This window comes from Rahnella aquatilis CIP 78.65 = ATCC 33071, from assembly GCF_000241955.1.
GTDB classification, from domain to species: Bacteria; Pseudomonadota; Gammaproteobacteria; order Enterobacterales; family Enterobacteriaceae; genus Rahnella; species Rahnella aquatilis.
In genome coordinates this window covers 2,765,753-2,784,724 of the sequence record NC_016818.1, presented here as the reverse complement: position 1 = coordinate 2,784,724, position 18,972 = coordinate 2,765,753, and the positions used below count along the sequence as shown (strand labels likewise).

Annotated in this window: 14 protein-coding genes; 10 read left to right on the top strand and 4 right to left on the bottom strand. The window is 54.2% G+C overall.

Annotated features, from left to right (window positions below; all coding sequences use genetic code 11):
* The first annotated feature begins 74 nt into the window (after window positions 1-74).
* The 6 genes from lsrA to lsrG are packed head-to-tail and all read left to right on the top strand — an operon-like array spanning window position 75 to window position 5,951.
* Entirely contained in the window at window positions 75-1,637 is a 1,563-nt protein-coding gene (lsrA, locus tag RAHAQ2_RS12590; protein ID WP_015697602.1) for an autoinducer 2 ABC transporter ATP-binding protein LsrA, read from the top strand.
* Window positions 1,631-2,707: an autoinducer 2 ABC transporter permease LsrC gene (lsrC, locus tag RAHAQ2_RS12585; RefSeq protein WP_015697601.1), complete on the top strand. Its 1,077-nt coding sequence runs from the start codon at window positions 1,631-1,633 to the stop codon at window positions 2,705-2,707. The genes lsrA and lsrC overlap by 7 nt, the downstream gene beginning before the upstream one ends.
* Window positions 2,707-3,732: an autoinducer 2 ABC transporter permease LsrD gene (gene lsrD / locus RAHAQ2_RS12580; RefSeq protein ID WP_015697600.1), complete on the top strand. Its 1,026-nt coding sequence runs from the start codon at window positions 2,707-2,709 to the stop codon at window positions 3,730-3,732. The genes lsrC and lsrD overlap by 1 nt, the downstream gene beginning before the upstream one ends.
* Before the next feature lie 13 nt (window positions 3,733-3,745).
* A complete protein-coding gene (gene lsrB, locus RAHAQ2_RS12575; RefSeq protein ID WP_015697599.1) occupies window positions 3,746-4,762 on the top strand; it encodes an autoinducer 2 ABC transporter substrate-binding protein LsrB in 1,017 nt (338 codons plus the stop codon).
* Window positions 4,763-4,781: 19 nt separating this feature from the next.
* A complete protein-coding gene (lsrF, locus tag RAHAQ2_RS12570) occupies window positions 4,782-5,657 on the top strand; it encodes a 3-hydroxy-5-phosphonooxypentane-2,4-dione thiolase (RefSeq protein ID WP_015697598.1) in 876 nt (291 codons plus the stop codon).
* Window positions 5,658-5,660: 3 nt separating this feature from the next.
* Window positions 5,661-5,951, top strand: coding sequence for a (4S)-4-hydroxy-5-phosphonooxypentane-2,3-dione isomerase (gene lsrG / locus RAHAQ2_RS12565; protein WP_015697597.1), 291 nt, complete (start codon window positions 5,661-5,663; stop codon window positions 5,949-5,951).
* A gap of 592 nt (window positions 5,952-6,543) precedes the next feature.
* Here lsrG and xylB read toward each other — a convergent pair.
* On the bottom strand, window positions 6,544-7,995 hold the full coding sequence (gene xylB / locus RAHAQ2_RS12560; RefSeq protein WP_015697596.1) for a xylulokinase: 1,452 nt from the start codon (window positions 7,993-7,995) through the stop codon (window positions 6,544-6,546).
* Window positions 7,996-8,086: 91 nt separating this feature from the next.
* A complete protein-coding gene (xylA, locus tag RAHAQ2_RS12555) occupies window positions 8,087-9,406 on the bottom strand; it encodes a xylose isomerase (RefSeq protein WP_015697595.1) in 1,320 nt (439 codons plus the stop codon).
* A gap of 381 nt (window positions 9,407-9,787) precedes the next feature.
* Between xylA and xylF the strand changes: the two genes are divergently transcribed.
* The 4 genes from xylF (at window position 9,788) to xylR (ending at window position 14,947) form a co-directional block, all read left to right on the top strand.
* Complete coding sequence (xylF, locus tag RAHAQ2_RS12550) at window positions 9,788-10,780, top strand: D-xylose ABC transporter substrate-binding protein (protein ID WP_015697594.1); 993 nt, start codon at window positions 9,788-9,790, stop codon at window positions 10,778-10,780.
* A 64-nt stretch (window positions 10,781-10,844) separates the two neighbouring features.
* Window positions 10,845-12,386, top strand: a complete 1,542-nt coding sequence (locus RAHAQ2_RS12545; protein WP_015697593.1) for a xylose ABC transporter ATP-binding protein — start codon at window positions 10,845-10,847, stop codon at window positions 12,384-12,386.
* A 64-nt stretch (window positions 12,387-12,450) separates the two neighbouring features.
* Window positions 12,451-13,578 (top strand): xylose ABC transporter permease XylH, encoded by a 1,128-nt coding sequence (gene xylH / locus RAHAQ2_RS12540; RefSeq protein ID WP_086935299.1) that lies wholly within the window; start codon window positions 12,451-12,453, stop codon window positions 13,576-13,578.
* Window positions 13,579-13,759: 181 nt separating this feature from the next.
* The gene (gene xylR / locus RAHAQ2_RS12535) at window positions 13,760-14,947 is read left to right on the top strand and encodes a D-xylose utilization transcriptional activator XylR (RefSeq protein WP_015697591.1); all 1,188 of its coding nucleotides are present in this window, start codon (window positions 13,760-13,762) and stop codon (window positions 14,945-14,947) included.
* A gap of 68 nt (window positions 14,948-15,015) precedes the next feature.
* Here xylR and yicI read toward each other — a convergent pair whose 3' ends face one another.
* On the bottom strand, window positions 15,016-17,340 hold the full coding sequence (gene yicI, locus RAHAQ2_RS12530) for an alpha-xylosidase (RefSeq protein WP_015697590.1): 2,325 nt from the start codon (window positions 17,338-17,340) through the stop codon (window positions 15,016-15,018).
* A 177-nt stretch (window positions 17,341-17,517) separates the two neighbouring features.
* The gene (locus RAHAQ2_RS12525) at window positions 17,518-18,885 is read right to left on the bottom strand and encodes a glycoside-pentoside-hexuronide family transporter (RefSeq protein ID WP_015697589.1); all 1,368 of its coding nucleotides are present in this window, start codon (window positions 18,883-18,885) and stop codon (window positions 17,518-17,520) included.
* Window positions 18,886-18,972: the final 87 nt, after the last annotated feature.

Here is an 18,972-nt window from a genome sequence, read left to right as displayed (position 1 = left end):
CGGACTAGTTTTATGAACAATGTTAAATAATAAATACATTTGTTCAGTAAATGTATTCAGTCAGGGGCCAGCACATGCAGTTCAGCGAACAGTCAGCAGCAGACCTCCCGAAGCACGACCTGTTGTTGCAGGTCAGCGGCGTCAGTAAAAGCTTTTCCGGTGTGGCGGTGCTGAAAGATATCGATTTCAGCCTGCAACGCGGCGAAGTGCACGCCTTGCTTGGCGGCAACGGTGCCGGTAAATCGACGCTGATGAAAATCATTGCCGGTGTCGAAATAGCCGATCGCGGCACGCTGCTGCTCGGCGGCGAGCCTTTGCTGGCGCTGTCACCGGCGAAAGCGCATCAGGCGGGGATCTATCTGGTGCCGCAGGAACCGATGCTGTTCCCCAGCCTGACCGTGCGTGAAAACATTCTGTTCCGCCTGCCTGCACATCAGGCAAGTGAAAAAAAATTGCAGCAGACGCTGACGGAACTGGGCTGCAATTTACCGCTCGGCGCGCTGGCCGGCACCCTGGAAGTGGCCGATCAGCAACTGGTGGAAATCCTGCGCGGGCTGATGCGTGATGCCCGGCTGCTGATCCTCGATGAACCGACCGCCTCGCTGACTCCGGCGGAATCTGCCCGCTTATTTACCCAGGTGCGCCATCTCACCGGACAGGGCGTCGGCGTGGTGTTTATCTCGCACAAATTGCCGGAAATACGTGCCGTTGCTGACCGGGTCAGCGTGATGCGCGACGGCAAAATCGCCCTGAGCGGCACACTTGCCGGACTGGATAACGATGCGCTGATCCGCGCCATCACGCCGCAGACTCAGGACACCGCGCTGCCCGCAGAACAAAAACTGTGGCTGGATCTCCCCGGCACGCGCCGCAACAGCGCAGGCAGCGAGCCGGTCCTGCAGGTGCAAAACCTGACCGGTGAAGGCTTCATCAATATTTCATTCAGCGCCCGCGCCGGGGAAATCGTCGGGCTGGCGGGTGTCGTGGGGGCAGGGCGAACCGAACTGGCGGAAACCCTGTATGGCCTGCGCGATGCTCAAAGCGGTCAGGTTCTTCTGATGCAGCAAGACATCACCGGACTGACCACCTTACAGCGGCTGAAAAAGGGGCTGGTGTATCTGCCGGAAGACCGGCAGGCGTCCGGCCTCTATCTCGATGCGCCACTGAGCTGGAACACCACTTCGCTAACCTTTAACCGTCAAAGCTGGTGGCTGAACATCAAACGCGAAGCCGCCGTGCTGGAACGTTATCACCGTGCGCTGGGCATTAAATATCGCGACGGCGCACAAACCGCCCGCACGCTTTCCGGCGGAAACCAGCAAAAGCTGCTGATCGCCAAATGTCTGGAAGCACAGCCTGCGGTGCTGATTGTCGATGAACCGACGCGCGGCGTGGATGTGTCAGCACGTGCCGACATTTATCAACTGCTGCGCAACGTGGTGCAACAGAACGTGGCGGTGATCCTGATTTCGTCTGATCTGGATGAAATCGAAGGGCTGGCTGACCGGGTATTCGTCATGCATCAGGGGGAAATGAGCGGCGAGTTGCAGGGCAGCGACATCAACGTCAGCAACATTATGCATATCGCGTTTGGTAATCATGCCCAAACGCCTGCCACCGGAGGAACCTCATGCTGAAGCTGATACAAAACAACCGTGAACTCACCGCGCTGATGGCGATCATTGCGCTGTTTGCGCTGCTCGGCGCGATGGACAGCCAGTCATTCAGTTTCCAGACGCTGAGCATGATTTTCGGCAGTGCGCAGATCCTGATGCTGCTGGCGATGGGGGCCACCGTGGTGATGCTGACCCGCAACATCGACGTGTCGGTCGGTTCCGTTACCGGCCTGTGCGCTGTGACGCTGGGGGTTTTGCTCAACGGCGGTATGAACCTGCCGCTGGCCTGTCTGCTGACGCTCGGCACGGGTTTACTGGCCGGGCTGTTTAACGGTGTGCTGGTCGCCTGGCTGCGCATTCCGGCGATCGTCGCCACGCTCGGTACGCTGGGTTTATACCGCGGCCTGATGCTGCTGATGACCGGCGGTAAATGGATTGAAGGCTTACCGGCCGGGCTGAAATCTTTGTCTGAGCCGGTTTTCCTCAGCGTGTCTTCGCTCGGCTGGCTGGTGATTGTGTTGCTGGCTGTGATGTTCTGGATGCTGGGTCGCACGGCGTTTGGCCGCAGCTTCTACGCTGTCGGCGACAACTTACAGGGGGCGCGGCAACTCGGCGTGGCCGTCAACCGTGTACGCATTCTGGCGTTTGGCATTAACGGCGTAATGGCCGCTATTGCGGGCATTGTTTTCGCGTCTCAAATTGGTTTCGTGCCCAACCAGACCGGCAGCGGGCTGGAGATGAAAGCCATCGCCGCCTGTGTGCTGGGGGGCATCAGTCTGCTTGGCGGTACCGGCTCCATTCTTGGCGCGGTGCTTGGTGCATATTTCCTGACCCAGATCGACAGCGTGCTGGTGCTGTTACGCTTTCCGGCCTGGTGGAACGATTTTATCGCCGGGTTAGTTTTGCTGGCGGTACTGGTGTTCGACGGCAGATTGCGCCAGGCCTTGCAGAAAAACCTGCGCCGCCAGAAATATGCCCGTTTTCTTTCCGCCAGTCTGCCGCTGCAAAAGAAACCTTCTGAACGTAAATCTCAGCCGCAGAAAAATCTCTCACGGCGGTTAAGCACGGGCAAAAAGAGCGGGGTGGTGTAATGAACAAACTGCAACAATATGGCTGGGAAGCGGCGCTGCTGGGGCTGCTGATCGTCGAAATTTTACTGTTCGGTGTCGCCAATCCGCGCATGCTGGATGCCGGTACGCTGCTGTTCAGCACCAGTGATTTTATTACCATCGGAATTGTGGCGTTGCCCCTGACATTAGTGATTGTCAGTGGCGGCATAGACATCTCGTTCGGTTCAACCATCGGTCTGTGCGCCATCGCGCTCGGCGTATTGTGTCAGGCGGGTGTGCCGCTGGCGCTGGCGATCACCATCACCCTGGCGCTTGGCGCTGCCTGCGGTTTACTCAATGCGGCACTGATCCTGTATACCGGCGTCAATCCGCTGGTTATCACGCTCGGCACACTTTATCTGTTCGGCGGCAGCGCCTTGCTGCTTTCCGGGCTGGCGGGTGCCACCGGTTTTGAGGGGATCGGGAATTTCCCGGATGCCTTCACCAGTTTCGCCAATCTGGTGGTGTTGGGGCTGCCGGTGCCGCTGCTGATTTTCCTCGCCGCCACCCTGTTTTTCTGGCTGCTGATGCATCGCAGTCGCACCGGGCGCAACGTGTTTCTTATTGGGCAGAATGCCCGCGTGGCGCGTTACGGCGCACTGCCGGTCAGCCGTACGGTATATGCGTTATATGGCATGACCGGGCTGGCCTCGGCGGTGGCCGCGATTCTGATGACCTCCTATTTTGGCTCCGCGCGTTCTGATCTGGGTAACGCACTGCTGATGCCAGCCATCACTGCGGTGGTGCTTGGCGGCGCCAATATCTACGGCGGGTCAGGTTCCATTCTCGGCACGGCGCTGGCGACGCTGCTGATCGGGTATCTCCAGCAGGGTTTGCAGATGGTCGGCGTATCCAGCCAGGTCTCCAGTGCGCTTTCGGGTGCATTGCTGATTCTGGTGGTCATCGGCCGTTCCGCCAGCCTCAACCGTGGCCTTATCCGCAGTGTTTTCCAGCGTTATCGCCAGCGCGGGTCTGCGTCTTCTTCTTCCTTGACGTCTTCACAATAAGCCGGGGTAAATGATGAAAACCAAAACGATGAAAACCTTATTAATTGCCAGTGCCGTGAGCCTCGCCTGCCTGAGTGCGCAGGCGGCTGAACGCATCGCGTTTATCCCAAAACTGGTGGGTGTCGGTTATTTCACCAGTGGCGGCAATGGCGCAACGGCGGCCGGTAAAGCGCTGGGCGCGGACGTGACGTATGACGGACCAACGGAACCGAGCGTATCCGGTCAGGTACAGATGATCAATAACTTCGTCAATCAGGGATATAACGCGATTGTGGTGGCAGCGGTATCACCCGACGGCCTGTGTCCGGCGCTTAAACGTGCCATGCAACGCGGCGTGAAAGTGCTGACCTGGGATTCCGACACCAAACCGGAATGCCGCTCGATTTACATCAATCAGGGCACCCCGCAACAGCTTGGCTCGATGCTGGTGGACATGACCTCCAGTCAGGTGACGAAAGAAAAAGCCAAAGTGGCGTTCTTCTATTCCAGCCCGACGGTGACCGATCAGAACCAGTGGGTGAAAGAGGCGAAAGCCAAAATCGCCAAAGAGCATCCGGGCTGGGAAATCGTCACCACGCAATACGGCTATAACGACGCCACCAAATCACTGCAAACCGCCGAAGGGATCCTGAAATCCTATGGTGATCTGGATGCGATTATTGCGCCTGATGCCAACGCATTACCGGCAGCCGCGCAGGCGGCGGAAAATCTCAAACGCACCAATGTGACCATTGTCGGTTTTAGTACGCCAAACGTCATGCGTCCGTATGTAGAACGCGGCACGGTGAAACAGTTCGGCCTGTGGGATGTGGTCAGTCAGGGCAAAATTTCGGTTTACGTCGCGGATCAGTTACTGAAAAAAGGCGAGCTTAACGTGGGCGACAAACTGGATGTGCCGGACGTCGGGACGGTGGAAGTGGTGCCGAACAGCGTGCAGGGCTACCAGTATGAGGCCAAAGGTAACGGTATCGTTTTACTGCCGGAACGTGTGGTCTTTACCAAAGACAATATTGGCAAATATGACTTCTGACGATTAAGGAGAAAAGAAAATGGCAGATCTGGACGACATCAGAGACGGCAAAAATTTCGGCATTGGCACGCCGCAGGATAATCACGCGTTCTTCCTTAAAGGCAGCGGTCAGCTTGACTGGGGAATGCAGTCGCGGCTGGCGCGGATTTTCAATCCACAATCTGGCCGGACGGTCATGCTGGCGTTTGACCACGGCTATTTTCAGGGGCCGACGACCGGCCTTGAACGCATCGACATCAATATCGCGCCTTTGTTTGCGCATACCGACGTGCTGATGTGTACCCGTGGCGTGCTGCGCAGCGTGGTCCCTGCGGCGGTGAATAAACCCGTCGTGATGCGGGCTTCGGGCGGGAACTCCATTCTGACTGAACTCTCAAATGAAACGGTGGCGGTGGCGATAGAAGATGCGCTGCGCCTGAACGTCGCCGCAATGGCGGCGCAGGTGTATATCGGCAGCGAATATGAGCACCAGTCGATTAAAAACATTATTCAGCTGGTCGATCAGGGGATGCGTTACGGCATGCCGACCATGGCGGTGACCGGCGTCGGCAAAGATATGGCGCGCGACCAGCGTTACTTCTCGCTGGCAACCCGCATCGCCGCTGAAATGGGTGCGAACATTATCAAAACCTATTACGTCGATGAAGGTTTTGAGCGCGTAGCGGCGGGCTGTCCGGTGCCAATCGTGATTGCAGGGGGTAAAAAATTGCCGGAACGCGAGGCGCTGGAAATGTGTTTCAAAGCTATCGATCAGGGTGCATCCGGTGTGGACATGGGCCGCAACATCTTCCAGTCAGAATCGCCGGTGGCGATGCTGAAAGCGGTGAAAGCGGTGGTGCATGAAAATGCCAGCGTGGCGCATGCTTATGAACTGTTCCTGAGTGAAAAGGGGTGAATCATGGAAGTGACACTGGTCGAAATTAATGTTCAGCCGGAAAAGGTGGATGAGTTCCTGGCGGTATTTCACGCTAACCATTTGGGCGCGGTGAAGGAACCGGGAAATCTCAGGTTTGATGTGCTGCAGGACGAGGCGGTACCGACGCGATTCTTTATCTACGAAGCCTATCAGGATAACGATGCTGTGCTGGCGCACAAAAAAACACCGCATTACCTTCAATGCGTTGAAGCGCTGGAGGGGATTATGTCGGAGCCGAGGAAGAAGACAACTTTCAAGGGGATTTACCCTTGACCTGTAATTTCTAACTGCAACTTCAAAACCGTGGGCGTCGGCCCACACCGACTTGGGGGACGGCTTATCGCCGCCGTCCCCCAAGACCCCCCGGGCTCTTTCACTGCGCGCTTCGCTCGCTGACTATGTTTCATCAGCCGCAGTGATAGCCGCAAAACCCCGCCGCTGCGCGGTTCCCTTCGTTCGGGTTACAACCCGCGTAAAAAGACACGCGGTTTTCCACCTCTCCCTCCGGCGGTATTTTGGAACCGGCCTCAGGCTTCTACTTGATTTTGATATGAAAAGCGGATTGGTTTTGACTTTAAGATCATGCGGGCGATTCAGAAATCTTGCTGAACGGAGCGGCCTGGAGACCAGAGGCTCCAGGACCGAGAGAGGGCACCGCAACGCGGCAAGATTTCCAGCCTGTCACTGCGGTATCTGAAAGATAGCCAGCGCGCGGATCACGTGTTTGAAAAAGCGTGGGGAGTGCAGAGGGGAAAAGCTTTTCCCCTCTGGTCGGTTTCGGCACTGTGCGTCAGGTGACCGCTGTACTTGAGAAACCGAAAATATCTCGATCTAATGTTGATTAAATCTGCCCCGTAATGGCCAATTACATCAATCCCTCAAGTCTCACATATAACTCCCTGAACACTTTGCGCCGCTCCGCATACGCAGTGTGCTTATCCGCATCGGGCTGATGCACTTGCTCAAGTGCCAGTTCCGGCAGGAACTGCTCCAGCGGCTGACCCGGATTCATGGCAATTTGCGCTAAACGCGCAGCGCCCAGGGCGGGGCCGACGTCGCCGCCGGTGCGGTATTCCAGAGTTTTGCCGCTGATATCTGCCAGCATCTGACGCCAGTAAGGGCTGCGGGCACCGCCGCCGATCAGGGTGATGCTATGAGGTTTTAAACCCGTGGCATGCAGCACATCCATGCCATCCGCCAGTGCGAAACCAACCCCTTCGAGTACGGCACGGGCAATATCCGCAGGACCATGCTGATGGGTCAGACCGAACAAGACACCTTTGGCATTCGGATTATTATGCGGGGTGCGTTCGCCGGAGAGATACGGCAGAAACCATACCGGTGAATCTGCGACCGGGGCCTTTTCAGCCAGATTGATCAGCTCGCCAACGGAGGCGGAGCCGGTGAGTTTTGCGGCCCAGTCCAGACAGGAGGCGGCGCTGAGCATAACGGACATCAGATGCCAGGTGTCCGGCAGGGCATGGCAGAAGCTGTGTACCGCCTGCTGCGGATTACTCAGGAAACCATCGCTGACGGCGAAATATACCCCGGATGTGCCGAGGGAAAGCATCGCTTGTCCGGTTTTGTATAATCCGACACCAACGGCACCTGCAGCATTATCACCGCCACCGGCAACCACGGGCACGGGATCCATATTCCAGCTAGAGGCGAGTTCAGGCAGCAGATACCCGGTCATCTGATTGCCTTCGAAAAGCGCAGGCATCTGGTCGCGGGTCAGGCCGGTGGCAGTGAGTAATTCGTCATTCCAGTCGCGCTTAGCGACATCCAGCCACATCGTGCCAGCGGCATCAGACATATCGCTGGCAAAAACGCCGGTCATCAGCCAGCGAAGATAATCTTTAGGCAGCAGGACCTTGTCGATTTTGGCAAACAGGTCCGGCTCGTTTTCACGTAACCACAGCAATTTTGGCGCAGTAAAACCGGGCATCATCAGGTTGCCAGTGATCTGGCGGGAGGCGGGGACTTCCGCTTCCAGTTGCTGACACTGGCTAAAGCTGCGTCCGTCATTCCATAAAATGGCCGGACGTAACACCTCCTGTTGTGCATCCAGCACCGTCGCACCGTGCATCTGACCGGTCAGGCCGATGGCTTTGACGTCCTGCAGAGAGTGTTGTTGTGCCAGTACGGATACCGCGCGGTCCGTCGCATCCCACCAGTCGGCAGGATTTTGCTCAGACCATAACGGATGCGGGCGGGAAAGGGTTAACGCCTCACTGTGGCTGGCGACCACCCGACCGTCTTCGCTGAGCAAAATGGCTTTGACGCCAGAGGTGCCAAGATCTATTCCGAGATACATAGTTTTCCCTTATCCGTTAACCCGAATCTGTAACGTTCAACGCCCTGCAACTCCGCACACAGCGGGCAGGGCGTCAGCTTATTTTAGCCAATTAACCAAACAGATAACGGTTAACCAGATTCTCCAGACGCTCCTGCTGGCCGCTCTGGTGCTGAGGCGCCAGCGCATTTTGTTGCGCATAGTTGCTCAGGGATTCCAGCGACATTTTACCTTGCAGGATTTGCTGACCCAGCTCGGTATTCCAGCCTGCATAACGTTGAGCAACGTGTTTATCCAGCTCACGGCTTTCAATCATACGGGCTGCCACTTTCAGCGCCAGCGCCATGGTGTCCATTCCGCCGATATGACCGTAGAACAGATCGTATTTGTCGGTGCTCTGACGGCGCACTTTAGAGTCAAAATTCAGGCCGCCGGTGGTGAACCCGCCCGCTTTGATGATTTCATACATCACCAGCGCATTTTCTTCCACACTGTTCGGGAACTGATCGGTATCCCAGCCACATTGCGGGTCGCCACGGTTGGCATCCACAGAGCCGAAGATACCGAGAGCAATTGCGTTAGCAATTTCATGGTGGAATGAGTGACCGGCCAGGGTGGCGTGATTGGCCTCAATATTCACTTTGATCTCTTTTTCCAGACCAAACTGTTTCAGGAAGCCATAGACGGAAGCGACATCATAATCGTACTGATGTTTGGTCGGTTCCTGCGGTTTGGGTTCGATCAGCAGGGTGCCCTGGAAACCGATTTTATGTTTGTGCTCAACGACCATTTGCATGAAGCGACCCAATTGTTCGCGTTCCTGACGAAGGTCAGTATTGAGCAGGGTTTCGTAGCCTTCACGGCCACCCCACAGCACGTAGTTTTCGCCGCCCAGCTGTTTGGTGGCATTCATGGCATGCACAACCTGTGTTGCGGCCCAGGTATAAATTTCTGGATTAGGATTGGTCGCCGCACCTGCGCCGTAACGTGGATTGGTAAAGCAGTTAGCTGTACCCCACAACAATTTTACGCCGCTGTCTTCCTGTTTTTGTGCCAGCACGTCAGTCATGACGGCAAAATTGTTCACATATTCTTTCAGCGATGCGCCTTCCGGCGAGACATCCACATCATGGAAGCAATAATAAGGCACATTCAGTTTCTGGAAGAATTCGAAAGCGACATCCGCTTTACTTTTGGCCAGCGCCAGCGCGTCGCCGGGTTGTTGCCACGGACGGTCAAACGCGCCCACACCGAACATGTCATTACCATTCCAGCAGAAGGTGTGCCAGTAACAAGCCGCGAAACGCAGATGCTCAGCCATCGTTTTGCCGAGGATCACTTCTTCAGGGTTGTAATGACGGAATGCCAGCGGGTTAGTGCTGTTAGCACCTTCGTAGCGAACTGCGTCGAGCTTGTCGAAATATGCGTGCATTGAAAACTCCTTGAAAACGGGCCCAGCGGGACTGGGAGGCTGAGGCTCTATCTTCGGAGTTGACGTGACATCTCACAATTACGTTATTTCACACTCAATTTAATAGAATTATTAAGTGTGCGGCAGATCGCATAAATAACGTTTTTTCTTGCTGTTTTTATCCATTCTCCACGATATCCCGATAATAAAAGTATCAGGCTTGTGCGTATTACAATCAAACCATGATCCCCATCATAATTCCTAAAATAAACAAAAAATCGTAACGCAGTGATTAAAATCTGCAATTGCCGATTAATTACCCAGCGACAACAATCCTTGTGTCATTGCTGTACGCACTTCTCTGTATCTGCCTCTACTTATTCTTATAAAAGGTCTGACATGATGAAAATGAATAAAGTAATTCTTTCTGCCTGTGCCGCATTAGTGCTTTTTAGCCAGTCAGGGTTAGCGAAAGAAATAAAAATTGGTATGGCTATTGATGACTTACGTTTAGAACGCTGGCAAAAAGACCGTGATATTTTTGTGGCTAAAGCCAAAACGCTGGGGGCGGATGTTTTTGTGCAATCCGCCAACGGCAATGAAGAAACACAAATGGCGCAGATTGAGAATATGATCAATCGCGGCGTCGATGTGCTGGTCATCATCCCCTATAACGGTGAAGTGCTCAGTAACGTGATTGCCGAGGCAAAGCAGGAAGGCATCAAGGTGCTGGCTTATGACCGCATGATTAACAATGCGGACATTGATTTTTATATCTCTTTTGACAATGAAAAGGTCGGCGAATTGCAGGCGCAAAGCCTGGTTGAGCGCGTACCGCAGGGGAATTATTTCCTGATGGGCGGCTCACCGGTGGATAACAACGCCAAGCTGTTCCGCGCGGGACAAATGAAAGTGCTGAACCCGCTCATCAAAGACGGCAAGATTAAAGTCGTGGGCGATCAGTGGGCTGACGGCTGGTTACCTGAAAACGCCCTGAAAATTATGGAAAATGCCCTGACGGCTAACAACAATAAAATTGATGCGGTGGTGGCGTCTAACGATGCGACGGCCGGTGGTGCAGTGCAGGCGCTGTCAGCGCAAGGGCTGGCAGGAAAAGTAGCCATTTCCGGGCAGGATGCCGATCTTGCTGCGATTAAACGTATCGAAGCCGGTACTCAAACGATGACCGTCTATAAGCCGATTACCAAACTGGCCAATGACGCAGCAGAAATTGCCGTGCAGTTAGGTAAAGGAGAAACGCCAAAATCCAATGCCACATTAAATAACGGTAAAAAAGAAGTGCCTTCTTATTTATTAACCCCGATCCCGGTGGATAAAAATAATATCGAAAGCACCGTGGTGGCTGACGGGTTCCATAAAAAATCAGACCTTTAATTTTTCAATATTTTCTGTAGAAACAACACTTCCTGTCGAGGTGTTGTTTCTGCTGGAGGTGTAAATGCCAGAACAATATGAAAAATTACCTTTGCTGGATATGCGCAATATCACCAAGAAATTCGGCGCAGTTAAAGCGGTGGATAATATCAGCCTGACATTATCTGCCGGAGAGGTGTTGTCGCTGTGTGGTGAGAACGGATCGGGGAAATCCACCTTAATGAAAGTGCTGTGCGGTATTTATCCGGACGGTACGTTTGAAGGGGAAATTTATTTTTCAGGGGAACGTCTTATTGCAAAAGGTATCCGGGATACTGAACAAAAGGGTATTGCCATTATTCATCAGGAACTGGCGCTGGTAAAACAACTCAGCGTGCTGGAAAACATGTTTCTGGGAAATGAGTGGGGCAGCTACGGCATGCTCGATACCGACAAAATGTATCTGCGCTGTCAGCGCATGCTGGCCCAGGTAAAACTCAATATTGATCCGCATACGCTGGTCGGGGAACTGGGGCTGGGGCAGCGGCAACTGGTTGAAATTGCCAAAGCGCTGAACAAGCAGGTCCGGTTGCTGGTGCTGGACGAACCGACGGCGTCATTGACCGAAAGTGAAACCGCGATTTTGCTCGATATCATTCGAGACCTGCGCCATCACGATATCGCCTGCATTTATATTTCCCACAAACTCAATGAAGTCAAAGCGATATCTGACAAACTGTGTGTTATCCGCGATGGCCGACATATTGCCACCTGCAATGCCGCCGGAACGTCGGAGAAAGATATTATCGCCATGATGGTGGGGCGCGAACTGACGGAACTCTTTCCACCGCGTGAACGGCAGATCGGTGAGCAGATTTTGCGGGTAGAAAATCTTAACGCCTGGCATCCGGTGAACCGCCATATCAAACGGGTGGATAACGCCGGTTTTGACCTGCGGCAGGGCGAAGTGCTGGGTGTTGCCGGGCTGGTTGGGGCCGGAAGGACTGAGATGATGGAGTGTTTATTCGGTGTTTATCCCGGACGCTGGTCTGGCGATATCTGGCTGCAAGGCGAGAAAGTGCAGATCACCGATTGCCGCGATGCAATGCGCCGCGGACTGGCGATGGTGCCTGAAGACCGTAAGCGTGACGGCATCGTGCCGGTTATGGCGGTAGGCAGCAATATCACACTGGCGGCGTTAAGTCAGTTCAGCGCTGGCGGTGTTCTGCGCGAAGCCGAAGAACAGCACACTATCAGCGAATCGGTGAAGCAACTCAAAATTAAAACCTCGTCGCCGGAACTGGCGATCGGGCGGCTTAGCGGTGGCAATCAGCAAAAAGCCATTCTGGCGAGGTGCCTGCTGCTAAAACCCAAAATCCTCATTCTTGATGAACCGACTCGCGGGATCGACGTCGGGGCAAAACATGAAATCTACAAACTGATCGGCCAGCTTGCGGCGCAGGGGATGGCGATTATTGTGATTTCGTCAGAGTTACCCGAAGTGCTGGGGCTGAGTGACCGCGTGGTAGTCATGCATCTCGGGCAGGTCAAAGCCTGTCTGGATAATAACAATTTAAGTCAGGAACAGGTCATGGAAGCCGCATTGAGGAGTGAAGCTTATGTCTAAATTTTCCCAACCAGGGACGACACCCGCGTCTGCCAGCAATAGCGAAGCTGATGCCCTGTTTTCCATGCACAAGCTGAAGAATATCAACTTGCAGGTCTTCGTCATGCTGGCGGCGATTGCGGTGATCATCGTCTTTTTCAGTCTCACCACAGATGGCGCGTATATCAGTGCGCGCAACGTGTCTAACCTGCTGCGTCAGACCGCTATCACCGGCATTCTGGCTGTTGGCATGGTATTCGTGATTATCTCGGCAGAAATCGACTTGTCCGTCGGCTCCATGATGGGATTACTGGGTGGTGCGGCGGCGATATTCGACGTCTGGCTCGGCTGGCCTTTACCCCTCACCATTGTGGTTACGCTGGCGCTCGGATTGTTGCTGGGCGCGTGGAATGGCTGGTGGGTGGCGTATCGCAAGGTACCGTCGTTTATCGTGACCCTGGCCGGGATGCTGGCGTTTCGCGGTATTCTGATTGGTATCACCAGCGGCACTACGGTGTCGCCGACGACACCGGCAATGTCGTTAATTGGTCAGAGTTATCTGCCGGATTCTTTCGGTTTTGGTATAGGTGCCATTGCGCTGGCCCTGTTTATTGGCTGGCAGTGGCGCAGACGCAAACAGCGGGCGGCGCTGGGTTTGCCGCTGACTGCGGCAAAAAGTGATGTGACCCGCCAGGCACTCACTGCGATTATCGCACTGGGCGCTATTTACCTGCTCAATGATTATCGCGGCGTGCCAACGCCGGTGTTGATTCTGGTGGCGCTGATGTTGGGCGGGATGTTTATGGCCTCCCGCACCGCATTTGGCCGCCGTATTTATGCGATTGGTGGCAACATTGAAGCGGCACGATTATCCGGCGTTAACGTCGAGCGCAGCAAACTGGCGGTGTTTGCAATAAACGGTCTGATGGTAGCGATTGCCGGTTTGATCCTCAGTTCGCGGTTGGGGGCAGGTTCGCCTTCGGCGGGGAATATCGCAGAACTGGACGCCATTGCCGCCTGTGTTATTGGCGGAACGAGTCTGGCAGGCGGTGTCGGTAGCGTGGCCGGTGCGGTGATGGGCGCGTTCATTATGGCCTCGCTGGATAATGGCATGAGCATGCTGGATGTGCCGACGTTCTGGCAGTACATCGTGAAAGGCGCGATTTTACTGCTGGCGGTCTGGATGGATTCGGCGACCAAACGACGTGCATAAAGTCAGCAGAGATGGCAGTGATTACGGGTGGTCACTTAGGAAAGTCTGAGCAACCTCACAAATTCACTAAGCCAAATCTACGTAAGCCATGGCGTTGTGCTATTGACCAACCCAATCAGCCTCATTCATGAGTACAAATGAATGAGGCTTTAGTCTATTAGAAAACCGGTGAGAGACAGGCATGTTTGAAAAACGTTATCGGATCACGTTGTTATTTAACGCCAACAAAGTCTATGACCGTCAGGTTGTCGAAGGTGTGGGTGAATACCTTCAGGCCTCACAAAGCGACTGGGATATTTTCATTGAGGAGGATTTCCGCTGTCGCATAGACAACATTAAAGACTGGCTGGGTGATGGCGTGATCGCCGATTTTGATGACCGTGAAATTGAAACGTTGCTCGAAGGCCTCAATGTACCCATTGTCGGGGTGGGCGGGTCTTATCATCAGGAAGAGGATTATCCGCCAGTACATTATATCGCTACCGACAACTACGCACTGGTTGAAGCGGCCTTTATGCACCTGAAAGAGAAAGGGATTAACCGTTTTGCGTTTTACGGTTTGCCCGACGCGGGCGGAAAACGCTGGGCACAGGAACGCGAGCATGCATTCAGGAAACTGGTGTCTGCCGAGCAGTATCAGGGCGTGGTCTATCAGGGCATGGAAACAGCACCGGAAAACTGGCAGCACGCCCAGAACCGGCTGGCGGACTGGATCCAGACACTGCCGCAGCAAACCGGCATTATTGCGGTCACTGACGCCCGCGCGCGCCATTTGTTACAGGTGTGTGAACATCTGAATATTCCTGTGCCAGAAAAACTCAGCGTCATTGGTATCGATAATGAGGAACTGACGCGCTACCTGTCGCGTGTCGCCTTATCATCCGTGGTACAGGGCACGCGTCAGATGGGCTATCGCGCCGCGAAGCTTCTGCATCAGTTACTGGATCAGCGCGATTTGCCGTTACAGCGCATTCTGGTACCACCGGTGAAAGTGGTAGAACGCCGCTCAACGGATTTCCGATCACTGCGTGATCCGGCCGTCATTCAGGCGATGCATTACATCCGTTACCATGCCTGCAAAGGTATTAAGGTTGAACAAGTTCTCGATGCCATCGGCATGTCGCGTTCTAATCTCGAAAAGCGTTTTAAGGATGAAACCGGACAGACGATTCATGGCGTGATCCACGAAGAAAAACTTGACCGCGCCCGTAACCTGCTGGCCGCCACTTCGATTTCCATCAATGAAATCTCACAGATGTGCGGCTATCCGTCGCTGCAATATTTCTATTCGGTATTCAAAAAAGGCTATGAAATGACGCCTAAAGAATATCGCAGCATTCATGGCGAAAGTGTTTATCAGGATGTCTGAAAGCCGCATAAAAAAATGCCCCGTTCAGTGACGAACGGGGCATGAATACATTGATACCAGAGAGTAAATTACAGTGTTATCACCACCGGACCTGCACCGGCAGCCGGGGTCAGCAATATCCCCAGCGCCCCTTCTTTCTGCGCAGCACCGCTCACTTCCCTGACCGATTTCTGATTACGCAGGCAAAGTGTCCAGCCTGATGCCTGGCCTTCCTGGGTTACTGTAATTACTCCATCCCGCCGTTGGGCTTTCAGGGTGAATACAATCTTCCCGCTCAGATCAGTAATCACACTTTCTGCCACCGCGCCGTCTTCCAGTTCGAACAGATGGAATTCAGGCTGCTGGCTGTAATCGTAATCCGGCTTCTGATTATTGCTGCCCAGCGCCAGCAAGGTGTTCGGACGGACATACAGCGGCAGGCTGTCGAAGCCATGTTGCTGACGATGCCAGCGTGAACCTTCGGCCACATCGTTACTGAGAAGATGCGTCCAGCGACCTTGTGGCAGATAGAAATCGACGTCGCCTTCTTCGCTGAAGACCGGCGCCACCAGCAAATCGTCGCCAAGCATATACTGGCGATCGAGATAATCGCATGCCGGATCGTCAGGAAACTCCAGCATCATGGCGCGCATCACCGGCGTTCCGTGGCTGGCGGCCTGTGCAGAAGCCGGATAGAGATACGGCATCAGGCGGCATTTAAGCTGCGTGAACTGACGTACCACATCGCAGGCTTCATCGTCATACACCCACGGCACACGATAGGATTTGCTGCCATGCAGACGGCTGTGGCTTGAGAGCAGGCCGAATGCGCACCAGCGTTTGTAGATATGCGCCGGTGCGGTATTTTCGAATCCGCCGATGTCGTGGCTCCAGAAACCAAAACCGGACAAGCCAATGGATAATCCGCCGCGCAGGCTTTCGGCCATGGATTCGTAAGTGGCGTAGCAGTCACCCCCCCAGTGAACCGGGAATTGCTGCGCGCCCACCGAGGCGGAGCGGGCGAACAGCACCGCTTCATCTGCGCCCAGTTTATCCTGCAAGGTTTCGTACACCAGTTTGTTATACACAAACGCGTAATGGTTGTGCATTTTCTGCGGATCACTGCCGTCGTGCCAGATAACGTCGGTTGGAATGCGTTCGCCGAAGTCAGTTTTGAAGCAATCCACGCCCATATCCACCAGACGTTTCAGGTGCCCTGCATACCATTCGCAGGCCTGCGGATTGGTGAAGTCGACAATCCCCATGCCGGCCTGCCATTTATCCCACTGCCAGACATGACCGTCAGGGCGTTTGAGCAGATAGCCTTTTTCTTTGCCTTCGCGGAACAGCGGCGATTTCTGGCCGATGTACGGGTTGATCCACACGCAGATTTTCAGGCCGCGCGCTTTCAGGCGTTGCAACATGCCTTGAGGATCAGGGAAGGTTTGCGGATCCCATTCAAAATCACACCACTGGAAAGCCTTCATCCAGAAGCAGTCGAAATGGAAAACATGCAACGGCAGCTCACGTTCCGCCATGCCATCAATAAAGCTGTTGACCGTCGCTTCATCATAGTTGGTGGTAAACGAGGTGGTCAGCCACAGGCCAAATGACCAGGCGGGTGGCAGCGCAGGGCGGCCGGTCAGACGGGTATAACGGTCGAGTACTTTTTTTGGCGTCGGACCATCGATTACAAAATATTCGAGATATTCGCCTTCCACGCTGAACTGCACTTTAGAGACTTTCTCGGAGCCAACTTCAAATGACACACATTCCGGATGATTCACCAGCACGCCGTAGCCGCGGTTCGTCAGGTAGAACGGAATGTTTTTGTAAGACTGCTCGGTGCTGGTGCCGCCATCGCGGTTCCATGTCTCCACGGTCTGGCCGTTTTTGACCAGCGCGGTGAAACGCTCGCCCAGACCGTAAACCGTTTCGCCGACGCCCAGATCCAGACGTTCCATCATGTAGGTTTTTTGTGTTTTCGCATCCTGAACATAGCCGTTAGATTTCGCGACACTGCCGGTGATCCGGCGGCCATTGCGCAGAAAATCCAGCGTCCAGTTATTGCCTTTGGTGACGCGAACACTCAGATCACCGCTGTACAATGCGGCGAATTCATCGTTGTCCTCAAAGCGCAGTTCCGGCGTATCGGTTTGCATTAACGGGTAATGCGGGCCTTTATCTATTTCGCCATCAAAATGGGTAATACGCACGCCAATTACGCCGGTCTGCGGCGAGAAAAAACGCAGTGTAAACAGCGGCGAATCGAGCTGACTGGCGCGTTCCGACGCATCTTTCGGCGCAGCGTAAATCACCATCTCATTACCTGAGCGTTGTACTTCAAACACCTGAAGCGGGTGTGTGAGTGACAATCCTTCCTGGATCAACCAGTTACCGTCACTGATTTTCATTAATTTTTTCTCCTCTTGCCCTTCATCCTTCATACTGACTCTGCGTTGGCTGCCTTCGCGAACCCCGGTCACATACTTATGTATGCTCCCGGGGATTCACTCAGTTGCCGCCTTGATTCAGCACGAATGATTTTGGGCATGTTCAGTTAAATCAGTTTCAATTCTTCAACAGCAGATTCATTTCATAAATTCTTGCTGATTGCGGCGGATGCCTTGTGCGACTTCGTCAAGAATGCGGCGCAGCAGCGGGGTGCGCAGAATGTAATAACGTTTGCAGATGATGGCGCTCAGCAGGTAGCAGACCGCCGGAACCAGGGTGAACAGCGCGACAATGCTGGTCATGGTGGCGCTGTTTTGGGTAGCGGCACCGGACTGATAACCGGCACCGGCCAGCATCCAGCCGATCATGGCCCCCGCGAGTGCCAGGCCCAGTTTCAGAACAAACAGGGTGCCTGCAAAACTGATACCTGTCAGACGTTTGCCGTCGTTCCATTCACCGTAATCGACGGTGTCGGACATCATCACCCACTGAATTGGGGTCACGAGTTGATGGAGGACGCCGATAACGAAGATGAAGATAAACATCAGGACACTGCCGTTCACCGGCAGGAAGAACATGCCGATGCTGAGCACCGCCAGAATGGCGTTAGTCCACCAGAACACGCTGACCTTACATTTCCAGTCGGTCAGCGGTTTTGCCAGCGCACTGCCTAACAGGTTGCCGACGGAATACACGCCAAGGAACCAGGCGAACAGCACCGGATTGCCGAGAATATACGTTACGTAATACATCATGGCACCGCCACGTACCGCGACCGCAATGATGTTGAGGATGGTCAGCAGGCCGACAATACGCCACTGGTCGTTGTGCCAGATATCACGTAAATCTTCACGCATGGTGCCGGTCGGTTTACCCGGATCAATACGTTCTTTGGTGGTGGCAAAGCAAATCGCCAGCATCACGGCGGCGACAATCGCCAGCACCGCAATCCCACCCTGATAACCGAGCGCCTGATTTTCTCCGCCGATCAGTTTAACCAGCGGCATCATCAGCACGGTACTCAACATGCCGCCCGCCGTGGCCAGCACGAAGCGGTAGGATTGCAGTGAAATACGTTGCGTCGGGTTCGAGGTGATCACGCCGCCGAGAGCGCAATAAGGAATGTTAACCACGGTGTACATCAGCGTCAGCAGCGTATAAGTGATGGCGGCATAAATCATTTTGCCGCTCATGCTCAGCTCTGGCGTGGTGTAAGTGAAGACGCAGACGATGCCGAAAGGAATGGCGCCAAACAGCACATAAGGACGGAATTTCCCCCAGCGTGTCCGGGTACGGTCTGCCAGTAATCCCATGCAGGGGTCCGAAATCGCGTCCAGTGCGCGGGCCAGCAGGAACATCGTACCGACGTAACCCGCAGGAATGCCGAAAATATCGGTATAGAAAAACATCATGTAGAGCATGACGTTATCGAAAATGATATGGCTGGCGGCGTCGCCTAATCCGTATCCAATCTTTTCCTTGACCGAAAGGATTTCTGTACTCATTGCTTCAATGTCCATATGAAAAGGGAGAATACGTTTTTAACGTCTGGCGGGGCCTGCGGCTATTGAGATTTTTACTTCTGAAATTAT

Coding starts and splice junctions, on each gene's coding strand:
- RAHAQ2_RS12545 (WP_015697593.1), top strand. CDS start 10,845: ATGCCAGAACAATATGAAAAATTACCTTTGCTGGATATGCGCAATATC.
- xylF (WP_015697594.1), top strand. CDS start 9,788: ATGAAAATGAATAAAGTAATTCTTTCTGCCTGTGCCGCATTAGTGCTT.
- yicI (WP_015697590.1), bottom strand. CDS start 17,340: ATGAAAATCAGTGACGGTAACTGGTTGATCCAGGAAGGATTGTCACTC.
- lsrG (WP_015697597.1), top strand. CDS start 5,661: ATGGAAGTGACACTGGTCGAAATTAATGTTCAGCCGGAAAAGGTGGAT.
- xylA (WP_015697595.1), bottom strand. CDS start 9,406: ATGCACGCATATTTCGACAAGCTCGACGCAGTTCGCTACGAAGGTGCT.
- lsrC (WP_015697601.1), top strand. CDS start 1,631: ATGCTGAAGCTGATACAAAACAACCGTGAACTCACCGCGCTGATGGCG.
- xylB (WP_015697596.1), bottom strand. CDS start 7,995: ATGTATCTCGGAATAGATCTTGGCACCTCTGGCGTCAAAGCCATTTTG.
- xylR (WP_015697591.1), top strand. CDS start 13,760: ATGTTTGAAAAACGTTATCGGATCACGTTGTTATTTAACGCCAACAAA.
- xylH (WP_086935299.1), top strand. CDS start 12,451: ATGCACAAGCTGAAGAATATCAACTTGCAGGTCTTCGTCATGCTGGCG.
- lsrB (WP_015697599.1), top strand. CDS start 3,746: ATGAAAACCAAAACGATGAAAACCTTATTAATTGCCAGTGCCGTGAGC.
- lsrD (WP_015697600.1), top strand. CDS start 2,707: ATGAACAAACTGCAACAATATGGCTGGGAAGCGGCGCTGCTGGGGCTG.
- lsrF (WP_015697598.1), top strand. CDS start 4,782: ATGGCAGATCTGGACGACATCAGAGACGGCAAAAATTTCGGCATTGGC.
- lsrA (WP_015697602.1), top strand. CDS start 75: ATGCAGTTCAGCGAACAGTCAGCAGCAGACCTCCCGAAGCACGACCTG.
- RAHAQ2_RS12525 (WP_015697589.1), bottom strand. CDS start 18,885: ATGAGTACAGAAATCCTTTCGGTCAAGGAAAAGATTGGATACGGATTA.